The sequence below is a fragment of the Streptomyces fildesensis genome (assembly GCF_016107395.1).
Taxonomy (GTDB): domain Bacteria; phylum Actinomycetota; class Actinomycetes; order Streptomycetales; family Streptomycetaceae; genus Actinacidiphila; species Actinacidiphila fildesensis.
Genome location: NZ_JAAIKO010000002.1, coordinates 1 through 20362 on the forward strand (window position 1 = coordinate 1; position 20362 = coordinate 20362).

The 20362-nt window shown below is 67.2% G+C and carries 16 protein-coding genes and 1 pseudogene; 9 read left to right on the top strand and 8 right to left on the bottom strand.

Going from position 1 to position 20362, the window contains the following annotated elements; all coding sequences use genetic code 11:
* Positions 1-55: 55 nt before the first annotated feature.
* From C6N31_RS03770 to C6N31_RS03785, 4 genes are all read right to left on the bottom strand, one after another.
* The gene (locus C6N31_RS03770) at positions 56-2224 is read right to left on the bottom strand and encodes a P-loop NTPase family protein (RefSeq protein ID WP_198357125.1); all 2169 of its coding nucleotides are present in this window, start codon (positions 2222-2224) and stop codon (positions 56-58) included.
* A 74-nt stretch (positions 2225-2298) separates the two neighbouring features.
* On the bottom strand, positions 2299-2676 hold the full coding sequence (locus C6N31_RS03775; RefSeq protein ID WP_198357126.1) for an RRQRL motif-containing zinc-binding protein: 378 nt from the start codon (positions 2674-2676) through the stop codon (positions 2299-2301).
* Positions 2676-3506 (bottom strand): DUF2637 domain-containing protein, encoded by an 831-nt coding sequence (locus C6N31_RS03780; protein WP_198357127.1) that lies wholly within the window; start codon positions 3504-3506, stop codon positions 2676-2678. Before C6N31_RS03780 ends, C6N31_RS03775 begins: the two co-directional genes overlap by 1 nt.
* Entirely contained in the window at positions 3503-3769 is a 267-nt protein-coding gene (locus C6N31_RS03785) for a DUF6284 family protein (protein ID WP_198357128.1), read from the bottom strand. Before C6N31_RS03785 ends, C6N31_RS03780 begins: the two co-directional genes overlap by 4 nt.
* Positions 3770-4141: 372 nt before the next feature.
* Here C6N31_RS03785 and C6N31_RS03790 point away from each other — a divergent pair, with 372 nt between their 5' ends.
* From C6N31_RS03790 to C6N31_RS03815, 7 genes and pseudogenes are all read left to right on the top strand, one after another.
* Complete coding sequence (locus C6N31_RS03790; protein WP_198357129.1) at positions 4142-4525, top strand: GntR family transcriptional regulator; 384 nt, start codon at positions 4142-4144, stop codon at positions 4523-4525.
* A gap of 187 nt (positions 4526-4712) precedes the next feature.
* Positions 4713-6131, top strand: coding sequence for a helix-turn-helix domain-containing protein (locus C6N31_RS03795; RefSeq protein WP_198357130.1), 1419 nt, complete (start codon positions 4713-4715; stop codon positions 6129-6131).
* Positions 6132-6175: 44 nt separating this feature from the next.
* Entirely contained in the window at positions 6176-6859 is a 684-nt protein-coding gene (locus C6N31_RS46875) for a RibD family protein (protein ID WP_438817408.1), read from the top strand.
* Positions 6856-7317 (top strand): deaminase, encoded by a 462-nt coding sequence (locus tag C6N31_RS46880; protein WP_438817409.1) that lies wholly within the window; start codon positions 6856-6858, stop codon positions 7315-7317. Before C6N31_RS46875 ends, C6N31_RS46880 begins: the two co-directional genes overlap by 4 nt.
* A gap of 348 nt (positions 7318-7665) precedes the next feature.
* Complete coding sequence (locus C6N31_RS03805) at positions 7666-9600, top strand: ATP-binding protein (protein WP_198357131.1); 1935 nt, start codon at positions 7666-7668, stop codon at positions 9598-9600.
* The gene (locus C6N31_RS03810; RefSeq protein ID WP_198357132.1) at positions 9593-10774 is read left to right on the top strand and encodes a PP_RS20740 family protein; all 1182 of its coding nucleotides are present in this window, start codon (positions 9593-9595) and stop codon (positions 10772-10774) included. The genes C6N31_RS03805 and C6N31_RS03810 overlap by 8 nt, the downstream gene beginning before the upstream one ends.
* 449 nt (positions 10775-11223) lie before the next feature.
* Positions 11224-11310 (top strand): annotated as a pseudogene (locus C6N31_RS03815) (glutamine synthetase); the annotation flags it as partial.
* A gap of 82 nt (positions 11311-11392) precedes the next feature.
* On the opposite strand, the gene C6N31_RS03820 reads toward C6N31_RS03815, so the two are convergent.
* Positions 11393-12772 (bottom strand): FAD-binding oxidoreductase, encoded by a 1380-nt coding sequence (locus C6N31_RS03820; RefSeq protein WP_138353764.1) that lies wholly within the window; start codon positions 12770-12772, stop codon positions 11393-11395.
* Between the two features lie 214 nt (positions 12773-12986).
* Between C6N31_RS03820 and C6N31_RS03825 the strand changes: the two genes are divergently transcribed.
* On the top strand, positions 12987-14105 hold the full coding sequence (locus C6N31_RS03825) for a sulfite oxidase (protein ID WP_138353763.1): 1119 nt from the start codon (positions 12987-12989) through the stop codon (positions 14103-14105).
* A 24-nt stretch (positions 14106-14129) separates the two neighbouring features.
* Here C6N31_RS03825 and C6N31_RS03830 read toward each other — a convergent pair whose 3' ends face one another.
* The gene (locus C6N31_RS03830) at positions 14130-15152 is read right to left on the bottom strand and encodes a TolB family protein (protein ID WP_138353762.1); all 1023 of its coding nucleotides are present in this window, start codon (positions 15150-15152) and stop codon (positions 14130-14132) included.
* A gap of 20 nt (positions 15153-15172) precedes the next feature.
* A complete protein-coding gene (locus tag C6N31_RS03835) occupies positions 15173-16057 on the bottom strand; it encodes an alkaline phosphatase family protein (RefSeq protein WP_138353813.1) in 885 nt (294 codons plus the stop codon).
* Positions 16058-16460: 403 nt separating this feature from the next.
* Between C6N31_RS03835 and C6N31_RS03840 the strand changes: the two genes are divergently transcribed.
* Positions 16461-19424: a bifunctional [glutamine synthetase] adenylyltransferase/[glutamine synthetase]-adenylyl-L-tyrosine phosphorylase gene (locus C6N31_RS03840; RefSeq protein ID WP_138353760.1), complete on the top strand. Its 2964-nt coding sequence runs from the start codon at positions 16461-16463 to the stop codon at positions 19422-19424.
* 59 nt (positions 19425-19483) lie between these two features.
* Here the strand turns inward: C6N31_RS03840 and C6N31_RS03845 are convergent, their stop codons facing one another.
* Positions 19484-20353: a phosphatase PAP2 family protein gene (locus tag C6N31_RS03845; RefSeq protein ID WP_164294734.1), complete on the bottom strand. Its 870-nt coding sequence runs from the start codon at positions 20351-20353 to the stop codon at positions 19484-19486.
* Between the last annotated feature and the right edge of the window lie 9 nt (positions 20354-20362).

Genomic DNA, 20362 nt, shown 5'->3' on the forward strand with positions numbered 1-20362 from the left:
ACAGGGGCCGCTAGCGCTAGCGGGGGTCACCGCTAGCGCCAGCGGCCCACGGGGCCTATCCGGCGTCCCGGTTTCGATCACGCTCCGCGACCGCACCGAGGATCGCGTCACGCTCCACACCGCGCCGGTTGACGACCTTCCCGTCAATGCGGCGGCCGACCTGCACCGTGCGGATACCGCGCGGCTTGAGGACCATCACCAACTGATCCGGGCCCCACCCGGTGTAGACATCCGGGCGCAGCAGGGCGAGTGCGGCGGTCAGGGTTTCGGACCACACCTTGTTCTCACCCGCCGGCCAGATCGCCACCAGATCATCCAGCAGGTTGTCCCCCTGCGCGGTGGGGTCCGTGCTGCTGGTGGTTTCGCCGGCGGCGTGGCCGGTGATGGTCCCGGCGGCCTTGCGCATCGCCAGCGCCCGCACCGCGACCGCTTCGGCGGCAGGGGTGTCGAGATATGCGGTGCGGACCACGGTCGGCACGTGCAGCGCTCCGGCCAGGTAGCCAATGCCCGCATCGACCTCGGGGCGGAAGGTGGTGGCGCGCACGCCATTCTTGTAGGCGCTGGTGCCCAGGATCATGTCGTTCTCGACCTGACCTGCGACCTTCAGGCAGAACCGGATGGAGACGTTGCCCGAGATGCCGGTGGGCAGGGAGTCCTTGTCCGGGCGCTGCGTGGCCAGCACCAGCACCACACCGAGCGCGCGGCCCACCTTGATGATGAACTCCGCATCCTCCCCGGCCTGCTTGCCATACTTCGGGTGCGCGAACACGTTCTGGCACTCGTCAAAGATCGCCAGCAGCACATGCAGACCAACCTTCATGTCCGCGATCTGCCGCGTCACCCGCTTGTCCGGGCAGATGTCGCGCGGCAGCCCTTTGAGGATCGGCCCGCGCCGCATGACCTCCTTGCGCAGCAGGGCCAGCGACTCGGCCGCGTAGGCGATGGACTCGTCGTCGATGCCGGATACGAACCGGTGCGAGACCGGTTCGTGGGTGTCCAGGTCGCCGGTGCCCTTGTTCTCGTGCAGCCACAGTTCCACCGACGGATCGAGGGAAGCGCCGCAGACCAGGACCCGAACCGAGCTGGTCTTGCCCTGGCCGGGCTGGGAGCCGAACAGCCAGTTGTGCTGGACGATCGGCACCGACACCGCCCGCCCGCGCGGGTCCACCCCGAACGGCAGGTCACGGAAGATGTCGTGACGGCCCTTGCCCGCCAGCGGCCAGGGGATCAGGCCCTGTTTGGCGATGTCGCGGTCACCGACCCACAGCACCAACCGGCCCTCATGCAGGTCCGCGTCCCCCTCGGGCCACACGGTGCCCAGTGGGCGGCGCAACCCGGAGGCGAGGCGCTTGCGGCGTTCCATGATGTCGCCGGCGGTGACCCCGCGCGGCAGATCCACCGTGGCGCGCCACCCGGGCCCGTCCTGCCGGATCGGGTCGGGGAAGGTGATTTCCCCGCGACCCATCCCGCCAATGCCGAGGGACAGCAGGGCTTGTTCGACCTGGTCGGAGGTGAGGCGGGGCAGGATGTGCTTGGACACCGCCCGGGTGATCAGTGGCCGGTCCGCCGGACGCCCGTACAACCCGAGCAGCAACATGGCACCGAACCCGACCGCCGCAAGCTGCGCGGTCGACAGGATCACCCACAGCACCAGTGCCAGGACCAGCCCGAACACAGCGGCCAGGGCCAGCATGAGGGAGCGGGCGCGGACCCGGTCATCGCGCTTGCGAGACAGCTTGAGGTACAGCTCAGCGTCTTCCCGCCGTACCGAGTAGGCGCGCATCGGGGCGCCTTCCGCGTCGGTGGCCCACCGTCCCGCGCCCCCGACCAGCCGCACCATTCCCCGCGGGGAACGTCCGGCGATCCGGGCCACGTAGAGCGGACTGCGCACGGCGTGGAACCCGGCCGCGTACGCGGTGTTGTTCGCCGTGCGGGCAACAGCGGCCTTGAACGTCGCCGCGTCCCGGGCCCAGTCGGGCACGACCGGCCGGCGCACGGCCGGTTGCGCGTCGTCGGGCACGGTGCCGGAGGTGGCGGTGTCCACCATCGGGGCCGGGCCCTCGTCGGTGTCGTTGTCCTCGTCGGCCAGCAGGGACGGGGCTCCCTTGGCCCCCTCGTCGCGGGCGGCGCGGGCCTTGTCCAGGTCCACCAGCTCGCCGCCGGAATCGGCGGCCAGGTCGTGTTCCAGGCGGTTGAAGAGTTCGTTTTCGTCGTCGTGATTCACTTCAGTTTCCTTCCAGAAACGGGAGGGTCGGCGGGGTCCGGTCGCTGCTTTGGTCGGGAGAGACCGGACCCCGTTCATGCGGCATGCTGTTCGGGATAGGCGCAGGTCACGCAGCACCCGAGCGACGTGGGGATGACGTATCCCGCATCGCGGTGACAGTCGGGGCAGATACGGCGGGCGGTGTTCGCCAGCGCGAGCGCTGCCCACTTGGCCGGGGTCATGGGGCGGACCGGCTTGGCGAGGTCGATGCGGTAGAGGTAGGCGACCAGCGGGCCGCGCCGGTAGCGCGGCCGGAACACTTCGGCCTGCACGCCCTGACCGCCCGGACGCAGCCCCAAGGCCCGTAACTGGCGACGTGTCGCCAAGCCGTCGGGGGCGCAGCGCCACACGTGGCGCGGCAGCGTGCCCGGCGTGCTCGCTGAGCCGAGGCACTTTCCGCAGACGAGGGACATCAGGACACCGCCGCATCGGCGGGTCCGTCGGTGGCGCGCTCAGCCTTCAACGCGTCTCGCACGAGTCGGGCCTTGGCAGGTGCGGTCCGCAGTTCTTTGCGGATCGCCTCGGCGGTCAGAGCATCGTCGGACCATGCTGCGGTGGCCTCGCGCGCCTCGATCAAGAGCTGTTCCCGGGTGCGGGTCGGTCGGGGGTTGCGGGCGGCTTGGGGGACTCGACCGGTCGCCCGACGGGGCGCCTGCACCGCCGCCGCGACCGGCTGAGCGATCGGGACCGGGGTCGGCGGGCGGTCGGCCGACTCCAGCGCCGCCCGAACCGGTACCTCCTGCACGGCGGTCGGCGTCGACTCTTGCAGGTCAGACACCGACTGATTCATCAGCATCACGGATGTTTCATCCTGGTTTGCTGGTCGGTGGTGCAGCACCTTCGCGACCAGGTCTGAGCCGAAGAAGATTGACCCGACCGGTAGCGATGTAGCCAGCAGAACCAGAGCCCAATTCGCAGGCGCCCACTCGGCGAGCACCATCCGCGATCCGCCGACGTGCAGGGCGGGAACCAGACCGTGTACGTAGTTCAGGACCAGCGAAGCGGCGGTGTAACCCGCCAGGACCCATCGAGCGGTCGCCCGGTCCTGGCCGGTCAGTACGAGCGTGGCAACGAGCGCCAGTGCCATCAGGCCGTCGACGACGAACGGGTACAGCAGGGACGCCGTTCCGTCCGCCCCGACCGTGGCCGCGACATCGCGTTGAGCGTTCCAGGAGACCCGGAACGCCATCCCCACCACAGCAACAAGCGCGAGGACCAGCAGGGTCTTGGGGAGGCGCTTCATGCTCCGACCCCCGCCGGAACCTGCCGGCCGAGGTTAGCCAGGCGCAGCCGCTCAGCGAGCACCTTGCGCTGCGCCCGCCGGATCCGGCGTGTATCCACCTCGGAGGCGGGCCGGTCGAGCGTCATGATCTGTGCGTCCAGCAACTCGACTTCCGCCAGGATCACGGGCATCTCAACCTCGATGCCCACAAGCTCAGCGACCGTCGGCTCCCGGTCGAACTCTGCGGCGGTAACAACCGCCTGAACAGTGCCGATGAACCTCATGGGTCGTAGTTCCTTCCAGGTAGGACGGCCCTAACAGCGGCTCCGGTGTTCGCGCACCGGAGCCGCCCTGCGGCCACCCGTCGAATGACGAGTGGCCATGACCCCCGACGCGCCCCGGAAGGGACTCGCCGAGGACCAAAAACACTCGTATCGATCAACGCTCTGTTGAGTTGTCAAAGGTCAGACGCTTCCTTTGACCCCGTTTCACGGGAGGCCTCCGGGCGCTGCGGTCCTGCATGTGCGCCAGCATGAGCGGCCTAGATAGGTAACCTAGGTTTCTTGTCTGAACGTCAAGCTACCTAGGTTGGTTTCCGTGTGTCAAGGTCTCTCGCCCAGAAGAGGCAAATGACCTAGGTCAGGTACGCTCTAGGAATGGATGCGAAGCCTGAGAAGAAGCCCAACGCCAAGGAGATCGCTGCCACGTTCCGCAACGACATTGCTGACGGGGTGTACGGCCCTGGCGCGCGGTTGCCGGGCGCCAAGGGCTACGCCGGCAAGCTCGGCGTCGCCCTCATGACCGTGCAGAACGCGTACGGACAACTCGCGGAAGAGGGGCTGGTCGAGGGCCGCCAGGGGAGCGGCACCTACGTCGTCGATCCGGCGGCGGGGGAGCCCACGGCGCAGCAAGCGGCTTCGAGCATCCGCGAGCTTCAGGCTGAACTGACGCACGTCACGTCCCAGCTCTCCGAACTGCGTAGCCGGGTGGAAGCCCTGGAAGGCGGCGGCTCCGTCAATCCGGCTGGACCCGCCGTCTGAGCCCGTCCGTTGAATCCCGGCTGTGTTCATATCGCCTCCTCTGCACTCAGTACGTGCGGTCTGTTGGTCTGCGTCGATAGGCTGGAAACTGCCTCTGCAACCTTTGTAACCGGGCTGCCTGACTGACCGACAGATGCTCAATGTGGCCACCCGCGGGCGGTCACATAGGCCTCATGGGGAGGACCGCGTGGGACAGCGTCCGAACGATCTGACACCGCACGCCAGCCCTCAGCACTACCTCGGCGCGGAGATGCGTTCGTGGCGAAGTCAGCGTGGTCTGTCCCTGGGGAAGCTGAGCAAGCTCATCCGGTTCAACACCAGCTACATGGCCCGTGTGGAGCGCGGCGGCCAGGCCGCGTCTGTCGAGCTGGTGAAGGCGTACGACCGGCAACTCCAGGCCGGCGACTCACTGAACCGGATCCAGCGCTCGATCCTTGAGGGCGCCAGCCTGGACGTGCTGCTTCGTGGCCATGTGGCTAATCCGGGGACTCATGTGGCCAAAGAGCCGGTGGCCCTGGCCGCGCAAGCGGCCTTAGAGGCACCGTCGGCGGAGGGGATCTCCGTCCCCGTTCGTACCGACGACGGAAGGATCATCTTCGTGTCACTGTCTCGCCGCGCCATGATCGGGGCTCTTGGAGCAGGGGCCGCGCTCGCTGCCACGTCTGACCTTCCGGCGGCTGCAAGCGTTCCCCGGCAGCCCAACCTCCTGTTGTCAGGCGCGGACCCGATCCAGCACCTTCGCGAGACCCGGCGAGTGCTCATCGACAACGACAACCTGTTCGGCCCACACCGCGTGATTCCGCTGGTGCAGCAGCAAATTGCTGCCATCAAGGCGCTGAGGGCCGATAGGCGCGGTACCGACCGTCGTCAGCTCATCCAATTGCAGACCCAATATTCGGAACTCTGCGGATGGCTCTACCAGGACGTCGGCGACTTCCGCGCCGCTCAGCACTGGATGCATGAGGCGCTGGAAGCGTCGCACATGTCCGGCGACCCGGAATTGACCGTCTATGTGCTGGCCCGGCGCGGTCAGCTCGCAGGCGACATGCGGGACCCCGTGGAAGCCGTAGACGTGGCCGAGGCTGCCGAGGACCTGGCCGCCCCTCGTAGCCGGCTCGCTGCTGTGGCCGCGACCTACGCCGCTCACGGGCACGCCTTGCGCAACGACCCGGCAGCCTGCCAACAGGCGTACGACCACGCACGTGATCTGTTGGCGATCATGGACAGTGACCCGGCTTCTCCCTGGGGAGTGTGGCTGGACGCTCCGTACATAGAGGTTCAGCGTGCCCACAGCCTCGCCATTCTCGGCGACCACAGCGCCGCGGCAGAGGGATTCCGCAGCGCGATCGTCAGGCTTCCCCCCGGCTACCACCGTGACCGCGGGGTCTACCTGGCCCGAGAAGCCGTAGCTCATGCTGGGGCCGGAGAAGCGGAGCAAGCCGCCACGGTAGGCGCTCAGGCCCTGAGTATTGGGATCGAGACCGGGTCCGCGCGAATCACTCGGGAGCTGGCCCGGCTCGATGGCGATCTCGACAAGTGGCGGGCGGTACCCGCCGTTGCAGACTTCAAGAGCGCGATGGACGACGCTCTGATCCACCAGGCATGATCCCGGCTTCCGAGCGCCCGCACTGAACACCTAGGAGACCCGCCATGCCCCGCCCGTACGTGCTTCTAAGTGCCGCTACCTCGGTTGACGGCTACCTAGACGACTCCAGCGCTGAGCGACTGCTCCTCAGCAACAGCGCCGACTTCGACCGGGTAGACCAGGTGCGCGCGGAGTCGGACGCCATCCTCATTGGCGCCGGCACGATGCGCGCCGACAATCCGAGGTTGTTGGTCAACAGCGCGGAGCGGCGTGCCGCCCGAGTGTCCGCCGGCAAGCCTGAGTACCCGCTGAAGGTCACCGTCTCCGCGAGCGGCAACCTCGATGCCGATTTCAAGTTCTGGCACCACGGCGGCGCGAAGCTGGCCTACACGACCGATACAGGAGCGGAGAAGCTGCGCGAGCGGCTGGCAGGTCTAGCCGACGTCGTTTCTACCGGTGCTGATATCGACTTCGGCAGGCTTCTCGATGACCTCGGGGCGCGGGGAGTCGAGCGGCTGATGGTGGAAGGCGGCGGACAGATCCACACCGCGTTCCTCTCGCAGGGCCTCGCTGACGAAATTCACCTTGCCATTGCGCCTCTTGTCGTTGGGGACCCTCAAGCTCCCCGATTTCTCCAGGCTGCCAACTACCCTGGCGGGTCCACACGCCGGATGCATTTGGCGGAGGCTCGGACCATTGGTGACGTAGTGCTGCTCCGTTACCTTCCAAAGCAGGAGAGCAACGCGTGACAACGACCGACGACCGACGCTGGATGACCGCAGCAATCGAACTTTCCCGCCTCAGTCCGCCGGCGGAGGGCGCCTACTCGGTAGGGGCCGTCGTCGTCGATGAACACGGCGAGGAGATGGCACGCGGGTACTCACGAGAGACCGACCCGCACGTACACGCCGAGGAGTCAGCCCTCGCCAAGCTCGTACCCAATGACCCTCGGCTCGCGGGCGCCACCCTCTACAGCACCTTGGAGCCTTGCAGCCAACGGAAGTCGCGCCCTCGCACATGCACGCAACTGACCCTGGCGTCCGGGGTCCGCCGGGTCGTCATCGCGTGGAGAGAACCGCCCCTGTTCGTCGGCGATTGCATCGGGGTTGAGACGCTGCGCGAAGCGGGTGTCACCGTGGTCGAACTATCGGATATGGCAGCCCAAGCGCGCGCCGTGAACGCGCATCTTCCTGGCCTGAGTAGCTAGGTGTAACGGAGGTCCCAAGGAGGGGGTGACCTGCTGTTTCGGTCTTCAGCGGACTACCACGGACGTGCTGTAAGTCTAGTCGCCTATGGTCATGAGTCCGTAGAGCGTTTGAGCGGCCGATCCCGAGCATTTCGGCGGCCTCCTCCGGCTTGCAGGGGAGCAGATCGACAGGTGCGGCACCGGCGGTACTCATCCGGGTGCCTCCTCAGGTGCAAACACCACTACCAGGCAATCAAATGGCTGTACGCTGGCCGAGGTTGACACAGGCGGTCGCTGTTTGCGACCAACGTTCGCCAAGCCGGCGCTTAAAACCAAGCAACTCTGCGGAGAGGAAGGCCAGGATCGCCGATGAACGCATTGAATGAGCGGGACCAAGAGGCCGCCGATAGGCTCCGCGAGGTATTCAGTGAATCCGATTTGATCCAGTCAGTACTGACCACGAACGATCGCGTGATTGCTCGTGTTACGGACGGCATCTATCGTCAGCCTGGGTCAGCAATCAGGGAACTTATTGCGAACGCCTACGATGCGGATGCTACTTGGGTGTCGGTCAAGACCGATGCACCAAAATTCAGCCGTATCACTGTCGAGGACAATGGTACGGGAATGACCCCGGATGCGGTCATTCATTTGCTGCATAACATCGGTGGAAGTGCAAAACGAACCGAGCAAGGACGCGAGCTCGGGATTTCCTCAGCGACTGACCCGAACACCAGCCCCAGCGGGCGTAAGCTCATTGGAAAGCTAGGGATCGGAATCTTCTCCGTTTCCCAGCTGACACACAGTTTTCAGATCATCACAAAGACGGCGAGTGACCGGTACCGCACAATTGTTCTGGTCAACCTCCAGCAGTTTGCGGACGGTTCCACAGAAGGCGATGAAGCCGAATTTGCAGCGGGCAAATATCAGGTTTGGCGAGAGCCGGATGATGACACCGATGCACATGGCACAACGATTGTTCTAACTGCTATTCGCCCGCAGACAAGAAACAGCTTGTGTAGCGAACAGCTGTGGGGTGCGGTCAATAACGCAGTAAGGGACGAGTCGGGGAATAAAGCATCTCCAATCATTCCCACTTATCATATTGGACATCTTGATGAAAGAGGTCTGCATAGCAGGCTTCCCGCTCTTCCGTGGGATGAGGAGGACGACCCCCGGGACGCATTTTTGAAGATGGTGAAAAGTGTCTGGTCCGTCGCTCAAGGGCGAACCTCAGTTAAACTCACAGAGATCTTCGACAATTATCTTCAAATGCTCTGGAGCCTCGCTCTTGCATTGCCTCTCCCTTATGTTGAAAAGAATGTTCTAGACGAAAGCGTTGCGGACGACTGGGCCTATTTCTACAAGCTTGCAAACTCGTCGAAGGGTGCGGCCCAGAAAATTCAGAGTGAGGACCCAGAGAAGACCGTACGCGATCTCGCCGGCCTGCCTGTTCCTGCTGCCGAGTCGGTTGAATTTAGAGTTCTCGTAGATGGTGTGCAACTCAGTAGGCCGTTGAGGTTCCGCGATCTTCCTACAACCCAACACGTGCTGAAGAAACCCATGGTGTTCGTCGGCTCACTGCGGCAAGAATTCCGAGGATTCGATCGGGATATCAGTGCGGGTCCACTGGAATTCGAAGGTTACCTTTTCTGGACACCTAAAGTGGCACCTACGGAACATCAGGGCGTGCTTGTTCGTATCCATGGGGCGAGTGGCACGCTGTTTGACTCGACGTTCCTTAACTATCAAGTCGCGGAATTGACGCGCCTGCGGCAGATCACGTGTGAAATCTTCGTCAAGCAGGGACTGGAAGCCGCTCTTAACATCGACCGTGAGAGCTTTAATACCGCTCACCCGCACACGGTTGTACTTACGCAGTGGGTGCATAGCGCATTGCGTCAGCTAGCAAATTCGCAGAAAAGCCAGGCGGGGCAACTCCGAGAGGAACAGCGAGGCTCAAGAAGACGCGACGCGGAAGATCACATCAGTCGAATCGTAGAGTCTGCCAACTCGGTGCGAACAGACGGTGAAGGAGTAATTCCGCACATTCATTTTACGCGCCATGATCAGGTGGCGACTCCTTATGGCGAAGGAATTACTCAATCTTTCGATCTCGACCGAGTTATTGCAGAGATTCCGGATGGGTCCCTCACTACGCCAAATCCTATCAGTCTCCGAAAACTCGAAGCGATCACCAAGGTGATGTCTGTGTACGGGGTGTTCGACCACCTAACCCCGAAGGAACAAGACAACCTACTTGGGTCCATCCTTGGCATCATGGAGGCTGAAAACCTTGGCTGAAGAAGTGACAGACATTGAGGAGCCCGATGACCTTCGGGCCCTGCTTGGCGATGGCCCGATGGAATTTCCGACGCCAACGAAACGTGAGTTCAAGCCGTGGCACAGACCGCGGAAGCAGTATGTACGGCGCGTTCAGTGGTCCCGAGAGATTGGTCGCCTTGCGCGCGATCTAAAACTCGCCGAGGGTGAGCTCCGTTACTTGACTCTGCCAGGAAATGATCTGCTCGACGTTCGGCATATTGCAAATACAATTTGTTTGCCGCATAAAGTGAAACTTCGATATCTCGGATTCAATACAGCTGCGATGCCGAAAGCGGCTGATCAGTCCAAACTTAATATCTCCCAGTTCTCCGCCAATAGAATGGACTGCATTCACCCTGAGTCCGAAGTCTTCCCTGGGGATTTTCGTGAGGTGGGGGATAGTAATTCTGTTCCGTGGCGACGGGTCAGGAGGGAAGGCCCGTTTCATGTGATTAATATTGACCTGTGTGGCGGATTCGCAGGACGCGAGAAATCTAACGGAATTCCAAACTATTTCAAAGCCCTGCAAGCCATACTTCACAACCAGGCGAGTTCCGATGAAGATTTCCTGCTCTTCATTACAACTCGGATGGATGATGACAATGTCGCCGATGATAAAAAAGAGGCTTTGCTCCAATTGGCGCAACAAATCCACGATGCCTGCGAGGCGTATGCATCGGGTTTCGCTGAGGCATGGGGCGTGCCTGAGGGCGATTTGCCCGTACGGGTATCAGAGTTCTTCGGTGCAGGCGAAGCCTTCATGATGGGACTGACGCAGTGGATAGTCTCGCATGGAGTGGAAGCCGGATTGAAAGCGTCCGTGTGCAGCTTTATGACGTATCGTACGGGTTCTAGCGGCGGTGAAGACGATATTGTGTCACTGGCAATTCGGTTCAAGCCGGATCCTTTCATTCCCGCTGACCGTTATGGTCTGGCAGGGCCCCGTGCGGTACCAGAACCAGATTCCGCAAAACTGTGCAAGCAGTCTGCTGCTATCCCCAGACGAGTCCGCGATCGAGTGCGCGTAGACGAAATTCTTCGATCTCAATCCGATGAATTTCAAAGGTGTATAGAAGAGTCTTCGATGCTCCTTGGTGCTGCCGGATATGACCCAGATAGGTATTGCGAATGGGTTGCGCAAGAAGGCGGCTGAGCGGCTGCTAAGAAGCGGTATGACACGGCACTTGCCCGCCGACCCCATGCCGAGTGTGCCCGGCGTTGGTTTTGCTCCCTCTGCGAGGTCGGTAGAGGAGTTCGGTCTCAGCTGCAGTCTCATTCGTGGGCCCATCCGCAGAAATCCACGGCGGTAAGGGAACATTCGCCTTGCCCCCTAAGCTGCGGAAATGAGATCTTGGCGGACGGTGTCGGACGGCCACGGAACAAGATCGGACACCTCGTAATGCGGAGGTCTCGGATTCGATCGCCCCTCCCACATCGGAGCCGGCGGCGCTCTGACAGCCAGTAACGGCGTCAGCTCCGGGCCGCCTGGGGGCCGTCCGAGGTCAACCAAGGACGACAAACAACAACCATTGACGACTGCTTCCAGGCCGCTCACCGCGGATTCCTTAGCCTTCTCCCGTGCCACGTAGGGCGGTATGTCAGTTCCTGCGCAACAAGAAGCAGGAGTGGGAGGAGTACCGCTCCGAGGTCACCGCCTTCGAGCTGCGGAAGAACCTGCCGAACCTGTAAGAGCGTCTCGTTCGTGACGGCATCCGGGCCGGCGGCGTCATGCCGTCGGCCCGGATGCCGTTTGCGCTGCCGCCCTTGGTGGCTACGGGGCCGGGGCGATGTTCTGGTTGGCGTGGAAGAGGTTGTCCGGGTCGTAGGTGCGTTTGAGCGCCGTGAGCCGGTCGTAGTGGTCGCCGTAGGTGGCCCTGACGCGGTCCTGGCTCTCGCCGGCGCCGATGAAGTTGACGTAGCCGCCGCCCATGGAGTGCGGGTGCAGGTCCTCCCAGTAGTTGACGCACCAGTCCTTCACGAGCCCCGCGTTGGCCGGGTCGGGGTCGATGCCGCCGATGACGCCGGACCACATGGCGTCCCGGTAGGCCCATGCCGTGTCGCCCGCGGCGACCCGGTGCGCGGCTCCGTCGACCGGGTAGAGGTGCATGGTCGACAGGTCGGTGGGGAGGTTCTCGGCGTACTTGGCGTGCACGTCGATGGCGTCGTCCGTGATCCGGTCGAAGAAGTCACCGCGCCAGTACCACTGCAGGCCCTTCGGGATCAGCTCGTCGAACATGGTCTGCAGCATGGGGTACGGCATCGGCGTCGAGAAGTGGAAGGCCGGCGTGCCCGCGTCGTTCACCGGGGCCAGGGCCTGCTCGATGCCGTCCGGGTCCCCGGTCCAGCACCACACGACACCGCACATCTTGCGGCCGTGGATCTCCTCGGGGAACGGGGGGCCGGGCGGGACGGCCAGGACGGCGAAGAAGCCGTTCAGGTCCTCGGGCGCCTGCGGCAGGAAGTCGCGGTACCAGCGCAGCACCTCGTGGATGTGGTCGACCGGCCAGAGGCTGATCGCGAGACCGACGGTGTGCACCGGGTGCAGCCGGAAGCGGAACGAGGTGACGATGCCGAAGTTGCCGCCACCGCCGCGCAGCGCCCAGAACAGGTCCGGGTTCTCGTTCTCGCTCGCGGTGACGAAGCTGCCGTCGGCGAGCACCACGTCGGCGGCCACCAGACTGTCCATCGTGAGGCCGTACTTGCGGGTGAGGTGGCCGTGGCCGCCGCCGAGGGTGAGCCCGCCGACGCCGGTCGTCGACATGATGCCGGCGGGTACGGCCAGCCCGAACGCGTGGGTGGCGTGGTCCAGGTCGCCGAGCTGGGACCCGCCGCCGACCCGGGCGGTCTTCGCGGCGGGGTCGACACGCACCCAGCGCATCGGTGACAGATCGACGGTGACGCCGTCGTCGACCAGGCACAGACCGGCGCCGCTGTGCCCGCCGCCCCGGACGGCGAGTTCCAGTCCCTGCTCACGGACGAAGTCCACCGCGGCCATGACGTCCGCCGTGTCGGAGCAGCGCACGATCGCGGCCGGGCGCTTGTCGACCATGGCGTTGTAGACCTTGCGGGCCTCCGGGTAGTCGGGATCCTCCGGAGCGATGACCGGGCCGCGCAACGCGGTCCGCATCGCTTCAAGTGTGCTGCCGTCCATGGCGATCTCCTCGGCGAGACTCGGGCCGCCTCCTCCACCTGGCCGCTCCCCGGCCGGGCCGCCGGTGGGCGGTTGTGCGCCGACGCCCTGGGCACCCTCCATCTGCCATGGGGCATCGCGGACCCCAGGCCGATACATCCAGCATCCCGCCGGTCGGGGAGGATCGCATGTTCACCCGGATGCCTGGGTTCGGCCGGAAGCGCACCATGAAGGAATGGACGGACGCTTCGCCGACATCAGCCCGGCCGGCCGCCTCGCGGATCCCGCGGAGGGGATCAGCCCGGAGGAACTCGCGCTCGCGGCCCGCAACCACGGCCTGCCGCTGGAGGCCCTGCGCTACGACCTGACCCCGCCGGGACTGCACTACGTGCTGGTCCACTACGACATCCCCGCCGCCCGGGAGGACGACTGGCGGCTCACCGTGGGAGGCAGCGTCCGGACGGCGCTGACACTGGACATGGCGGCCCTGCGCTCGTTCCCCGCCGTCACCCACCGCGTGACGATGGAGTGCGCGGGCAACGGCCGGGCGCGGCTCACCCCGCGGCCGGTGAGCCAGCCGTGGCTGGTCGAGGCGGTCGGAACGGCCGAGTGGACCGGGGTGCCGCTGCGAGTGCTGCTCGCCGAGGCGGGAGTGGAGCCGGCTGCCGTCGAGGCCGTCTTCCGCGGCGCGGACCACGGTGTCGAGCGCGGTGTCGAACAGGACTACCGGTGGAGTCTGCCGCTGGCGGTGGCCGCCGGCGCCGATCCTGAGGTGCTGGTCGCGTACGCCATGAACGGGCTGCCCCTGCCGCCGCAGCACGGCCACCCGCTGCGGCTGGTGGTGCCCGGCTGGTACGGGATGGCGCAGGTGAAGTGGCTGCGCGGGATCACGCTCACCGACACGCCGTTCACCGGATTCCAGCAGACGGTGGCGTACCGCTACCGGCAGCGGGCCGGTGAACCCGGCGAGCCGGTCACCCGGATCGCCCCGCGGGCGCTGATGATCCCGCCCGGGTTCCCGGACTTCATGTCCAGGACCCGCGTCGTACGCCCCGGCCCGGTGCCGCTGGAGGGCAGGGCCTGGTCCGGGTTGGCACCGGTCACGAAGGCCGAGGTGAGTACGGACGACGGACGTTCCTGGCGGGCGGCCGAGCTCGCCCCGCCGGACGGACACGACCTGGCCTGGCGGAGCTGGCGGGCGTCCTGGACGGCGGAGCCCGGCCGCCATGTGCTCAGCGCCCGCGCCACCGACGCCGAGGGCAACACCCAGCCGCTCGCCCAGGCGTGGAACCGCGGCGGCTTCGGCAACAACCTCGTCCAGCGGATCACCGTCCACTGCCTTCCGGACGACTGACCTGAGCCGGGGGTCGTCCGCGCGTCAGCCGATGTACGCGGGGGCGAGCGCCGCCGGGGTCAGCGTGCGGGGCGTGCCGGTGCCGTCGGCGGGGACCGTGTAGAGGTCCGCGCCGAAGTCGCCCGGCAGCGAGTAGGCGACGGTGCGGTCGTCGGTCCAGACCGCTTGGTCGTCGACGCTGCGGTTCTCGGCCAGCGGGGTCTCGCGCATCGTGGCGAGGTCGAGGGCGTAGAGCCGCCAGGGGGCGTCGGGGGACAGGCCCGGGACGCGCTTCTTGAAGACCAGACGGGTGCCGTCGGGCGAGAGCGACGGGCACTCCACGTTCGGGCGCAGCGTCGTCACGGTGCGGGCCGCGATGTCACCGCGGATGAGGTACGTCCTGCCGCCGGTGGCGAGCGTCGCGTAGAAGTGCCCGTCGTCGGCGAAGGTGACGCCCCAGAAGTTCACGTCGGTGGCGCGGTAGCGGTGGCCGTCCTTGAGGATCGTGAAGTCCTCCAGGCTGGCGTCGAGCCTGCCGGTCCTGACGTCGAGGATCGAGGTGCGGGTGGAGAAGTCGGTGCCCGCGTACGAGTCGCCGCCGACGAAGACCGTCCAGGCGGCGAGGTGGCCGCTGGGCGATACCCGGGCGCGGGTCGGGATCCCGTTCAGCGGGTAGTGCCGGGTCTCCTTGAGGTGGGAGTCGAGGACGACCGCGCGGTAGGTGTCCTGGACGGTGCCGTGCACGGACTGCAGACAGATGCCGGTGCCCGCGGCGGCGTGGAAGCGCAGACAGCGGACGCCCGAGGCGGTACGGGTCGCCCCGGGCGAGGCGGCGGGCACGGTGGCGAGTTCATCGCGGTGCGGACCCCAGGCCATGTTGCGGAAGACCATGAGCCGGGGCCCGGCCGGGGCCAGCGACACCGCGCCCTGGACGACCGGCGGGCCGCCGGCCTGCTCGGTGTTCCTGCGGGCGGCCCGGTCGGAGGCGTGCCAGACCGCCGCGCCCGCCACACAGGCGAGCACGGCGGCCGCCGCGACGAGGATCAGCAGCCGGTTCCGGGTGGTCATGGCGCCGGCTCCGCTCACGGTCAGCTGGTCCAGATGCCGGTGATGTCGGTGGCGGAGGCGGCGTTCCCCGCGTGCGAGGTGCCGAACATGTCCTCGAGGGTGCGCAGCAGATTGTAGTGGTTGTACGTCGTCGACGAGGTGCTGCCCGGGGTGACGCGCTGTCCGTAGAGGACGGTGGGGATGCGGTTGCCGGCCAGCCGGTTGTCCTCGTCGAAGGTGACGATCAGCAGGCTGTTGTGGGTCTTGGCCCACGTGGCGTAAGCACCGAGATTGTTCTTGATCCAGGTGTCACCGGTGCCGACGGAGCAGTCGTGCATGTCGCTGCACAGGTTCGGCACGACGAACGAGACCTGCGGCAGCGTCGTGTAGTCCGAAGGGAACTGCGCGAACGTCTTGGCGCTGGAGGTCGGCACGTTGCTGAAGCCGAACCAGGGGTTGTGCTTCTGCGCGTACTTGCCGCTGCTGCAGGTGGTGGAGCCCTGGCTGGGGAGCGTCTCGTTGTAGCTGCCCCAGGTCTTGCCCGCGGCGATCAGCTCGGAGGCGAGGTTGGGCGCGGAGCTGAAGCCGGGGGTGACGCAGCTGTCGCCGGTCACGCCCTGGTTGCTGCCGGAGAACACCTGGTAGTAGTTCGGCTGGCTCGGGTGCGTGACGCCGTACGAGGCGGTGAGGTTCGCGCCGCCGGTCTTCAGCGAGTTGATGTAGGGGGCGCTGGAGCTGCCGATCACCTGGTTGTACGCGTGGTTCTCCATCATCACGACGATCACGTGGTCAGGAGTGGGGACGGCGGCCGCCGCGTGCGCGGTGGACGCGCCGCCGAGGCCGGCCCACAGGCCGACGGACGCGCCGGCCAGCCCGAGGGCGGCGGCGAGGGCGGTGAGGGGGCGACGCGGAACGGATATCGACAAGCCGGGCACGGCTTACCTCCGGTGGGGGGGGTATGGGGGCGCGGAGCGCTGTCAGCGTAGGAGCGGCCGGCGGAACTGAGAAGATCCGCAGACGTGAATGGCCGGGAAACGAACGGTGCGGGCCCACCGGGACGGGCGCTGCCCGCCGCCCGCAGGGGCAGCGCCGTCTCCCCGGACCGGCAGCGCTGTCTCCCCGGACCGTGCCGCCGGCCGTCCGGACCGGCAGCGTCCTCTCTCCGGACCGTGCCGCCGGCCGTCCGGACCGGTCCTGCCGGCCGCCCGGACCGGCTCCGCCGTCACGGAACGGCGCGGGAACCGTCCGGTGCACGCCGTTCCAGGTCGGCGGCCGGGCGGTTACGCTCAGCTGGGACCTTGATCGCAGGCATGACGTACCGGAGGCGAGATGTCGCTGCCGCAGGGGCGCCGGAGCAGCACGTTCTCCCGGCTGCTGCGCCACGGGTTCACCGATCCGGCGGCGGCCGAGGTGCTGGTGGAGGCCGCGGGGCTGACCGCGGTACGGACCGATCCGGTGCTCCTGGACGCGCTCGGCGCGACGGCGGACCCCGATCAGGCGCTGCTGGGCCTGGTCCGGCTGGTGGAGGTGCTGGACGAGGGCGAGCGGCGGACCCTGCTCGACACCCTGACCAGCGCCAAGCCGCTGCGCGACCGGCTGCTCGGGGTGCTCGGCGCCTCCGAGGCGCTCGGCGACCACCTCGCCCGGCACCCGCGCGACTGGCACGCGCTGGTGACGTACGAGTCCGCCGACCTGCACCCCGGCGTCGCCGAGTTCGAACGCGGGCTGGCCTCCGCCACCGACCCCGACCTGCTGCGCGCCGCCTACCGCCGCTGCATGCTGGCGATCGCCGCCCGCGATGTGTGCGGCACCAGTGACCTGGTGCAGACGGCCGCGGAGCTGGCCGACCTGGCCACCGCGACCGTGCGCGCGGCCCTCTCCATCGCCGCCGCCGAGGCACCGGAGGACGCGGCGCTGTGCCGGCTCGCGGTGATCGGCATGGGCAAGTGCGGCGGCCATGAACTGAACTACGTCTCGGACGTCGACGTGATCTTCGTGGCGGAACCGGCCGACGGCGCCGAGGAGGCCGGGGCGATGCGGGCCGCGACGCGGCTGGCCGCCCGGATGATGCGGGTCTGCTCCGACACCACCGCAGAGGGCACCATCTGGCCGGTCGACGCCAACCTGCGGCCGGAAGGCAAGAACGGCCCGCTGGTACGCACGCTTTCCAGCCATGTCGCGTACTACAAGCGGTGGGCAAAGACCTGGGAGTTCCAGGCGCTGCTCAAGGCCCGGCCGATGGCGGGCGACCGTGACCTGGGCCTGGCGTACGTCGAGGCGCTCTCGCCGATGGTGTGGCAGGCCGCCGACCGCGACCACTTCGTCACCGACGTCCAGCAGATGCGCCGCCGCGTCGTGGAGGGCATCCCCGCCGCACACGTCGAGCGGGAGCTGAAGCTCGGTCCCGGCGGGCTGCGCGATGTCGAGTTCGCCGTCCAGCTCCTGCAGTTGGTGCACGGCAGAACCGATTCCTCACTGCGCAGCGGCACCACCCTCACCGCGCTCGCCCAACTCGCCGCCGGTGGTTACGTCGGCCGCGCGGACGCCGCCTCGCTCGATGCCGCCTACCGCTTCCTGCGGCTGATGGAGCACCGCATCCAGCTGTACCGGCTGCGCCGTACCCATCTGGTGCCGGACGACGAGGCCGGGCAGCGCCGCCTGGGCCGGTCGCTGGGCTTTCGCGCCAACCCCGTCGCCGAGCTGAACCGGGAGTGGAAGCGGCACGCCGTCGAGGTGCGCCGGCTGCACGAGAAGCTCTTCTACCGGCCGCTGCTCGACGCGGTCGCCCAGCTCGAACCGGTCGAGACCCGGCTCAGCAACAACGCCGCGATGCAGCGTCTGCAGGCGCTGGGGTACGCCGATCCGGCCGCGGCCTACCGTCATCTGGAGGCGCTGGCCAGCGGCGTCAGCCGCAAGGCCGCCATCCAGCGCACCCTGCTGCCGGTCCTGCTCGGCTGGTTCGGGGACTCCGCCGACCCGGACGCCGGGCTCTTCGGCTTCCGCAAGGTCTCCGACGCGCTCGGCAAGACCCCCTGGTACCTGCGGCTGCTGCGGGACGAGGGCGCCGCCGCCGAGCATCTCGCCCGGGTGCTCTCCTCCGGCCGGCTCGCCCCCGACCTGCTGATGCGAGCCCCGGAGGCGGTCGCCCTGCTCGGCGCCCCCGAGGGCCTGCGGCCGCGGTCCGCGGTGGCGCTCGAACAGGAGGTGCTGGCCGCGGTCGGCCGCGCCGAAACCCCCGAACAGGCGGTCACCGCGGTCCGCGGCGTCCGGCGCCGCGAGCTGTTCCGGACGGCGGCGGCCGATGTCATCGGCGAGCTGGACGTGGACCAGGTGGGCACCGCCGTCACCGACATCAACGCCACCACTGTCGTGGGCGCCCTGCGGGCGGCCGTGAACGCCGTCGAGGCGGCGGACGGGCCCCTGGCGACCCGCTTCGCCGTCATCGGCATGGGCCGCTTCGGCGGGCGCGAACAGGGGTACGGCTCGGACGCCGACGTGATGTTCGTCCATGAACCGCTCGACGGCGCGGAGGAGGGCCGGGCCGCCGGACAGGCCCTCAAGATCGCCAACGAGCTGCGCCGGCTGCTGCAGATCCCCACCGCCGACCCGCCGCTGATCATGGACGCGGATCTGCGCCCGGAGGGCAAGAGCGGCCCGCTGGTGCGGTCGCTCGGCTCGTACGCCGCCTACTACCGGCGCTGGTCGCTGGGCTGGGAGAGCCAGGCGCTGCTGCGCGCCGACCCCATGGCAGGGGACCAGGGGCTCGGAGAACGCTTCATCGAGCTGATCGACCCGCTGCGGTACCCCGCGGACGGGCTCGACGAGGACGCGGTGCGCGAGATCCGGCGGCTCAAGGCCCGGATGGAGTCCGAGCGGATGCCGCGCGGCGCCGACCCCACCACGCACGCCAAGCTCGGCCGCGGCGGGCTCTCCGACGTCGAGTGGACCGTCCAGCTGCTGCAGATGCAGCACGGCGGGCGGCGGAAGGAACTGCGCACCACCCGTACCCGCCGGGCGCTCGAGGCCCTGCGCGCCGCCGGTCTGGTCGGCGCCGACGACGCGGCCGTCCTCGACGAGGCATGGGTGCTGGCCACCCGGGTCCGCAACGCGGTGATGCTGGTCCGCGGCCGCCCGGGGGACACGTTCCCCGGCGACGGCCGGGAGCTCGCCGCCGTGGGCCGCTACCTCGGCTACTCGGCCGGCCACGTCGGCGACATGGTCGAGGAGTACCGCCGGACGACCCGGCGGGCCCGCGCGGTCGTCGAGCGGCTCTTCTACGAGTACGAGGCGTGACGGTACGAGGCTTACGAGGTGTGACGGCCGGCCGCGGAAACAGGCTCAGCGGAAACAGCTCAGCGGCGGGCGGTCGCCGGGTAGCGGGGCAGGTGGTAGACGAAGCGGCCGTAGACCGCGTAGACCAGCGCGAAGCCGGCGCCCAGGCACACGGCGCCCCCTATGGCGTCGAGCCAGAAGTGGTTGGCCGTCGAGATGATCACGACCAGGGTCGCCAGCGGATAGAGCATGCCCAGCACCCTCACCCACAGCGGCCGGGCGAGCATCGCGACGGTGATGCCGCACCACAGCGACCAGCCGATGTGCATGGACGGCATCGCGGCGTACTGGTTCGACACGTGAGCCAGGTCGCCGGAGGCCATCGAGCCCCAGGTGTGGTGCGCCTTGACCGTGTCGATGAAGTCGATGCCGTGCATCAGCCGGGGTGGGGCGAGCGGATAGAAGTAGAAGCCGACCAGCGCGATACCCGTGGTGATGAAGAGGACCGTGCGGGCCGGGCCGTAGCGGCCCGGATGCTTGCGGTAGAGCCACACCAGGACGCCGATGGTGATGATGAAGTGCAGCGTCGCGTAGTAGTAGTTCATCCCTACGATGAGCCATGTCACCGAGTTCACGGCGTGGTTGACGCTGTGTTCGACGGCCAGCCCGAGGTGGTTCTCCACCTTCCAGATCCAGTTCGCGTGCCGCATCGCCGCCGACTGCTGCTCGGGGACGGCGTTCCGGACGAGCGAATACACCCAGTAACTGACCGCGATCAGTGCGATCTCGAACCACAGACGCGGTCTGCGGGGGGTGCGGAGCCTCGACACGAGGGTATGGCGGGGTGCCGTAGGGCCCTCGCTCGGCGCTCCATCGGAATCAGCGGAACCGATGGAGCGCGGCGGGGCGGCCGTACGGCCAGCCAGGATCTTCGCGGTCGGTTCCCCCATGGAGGAATA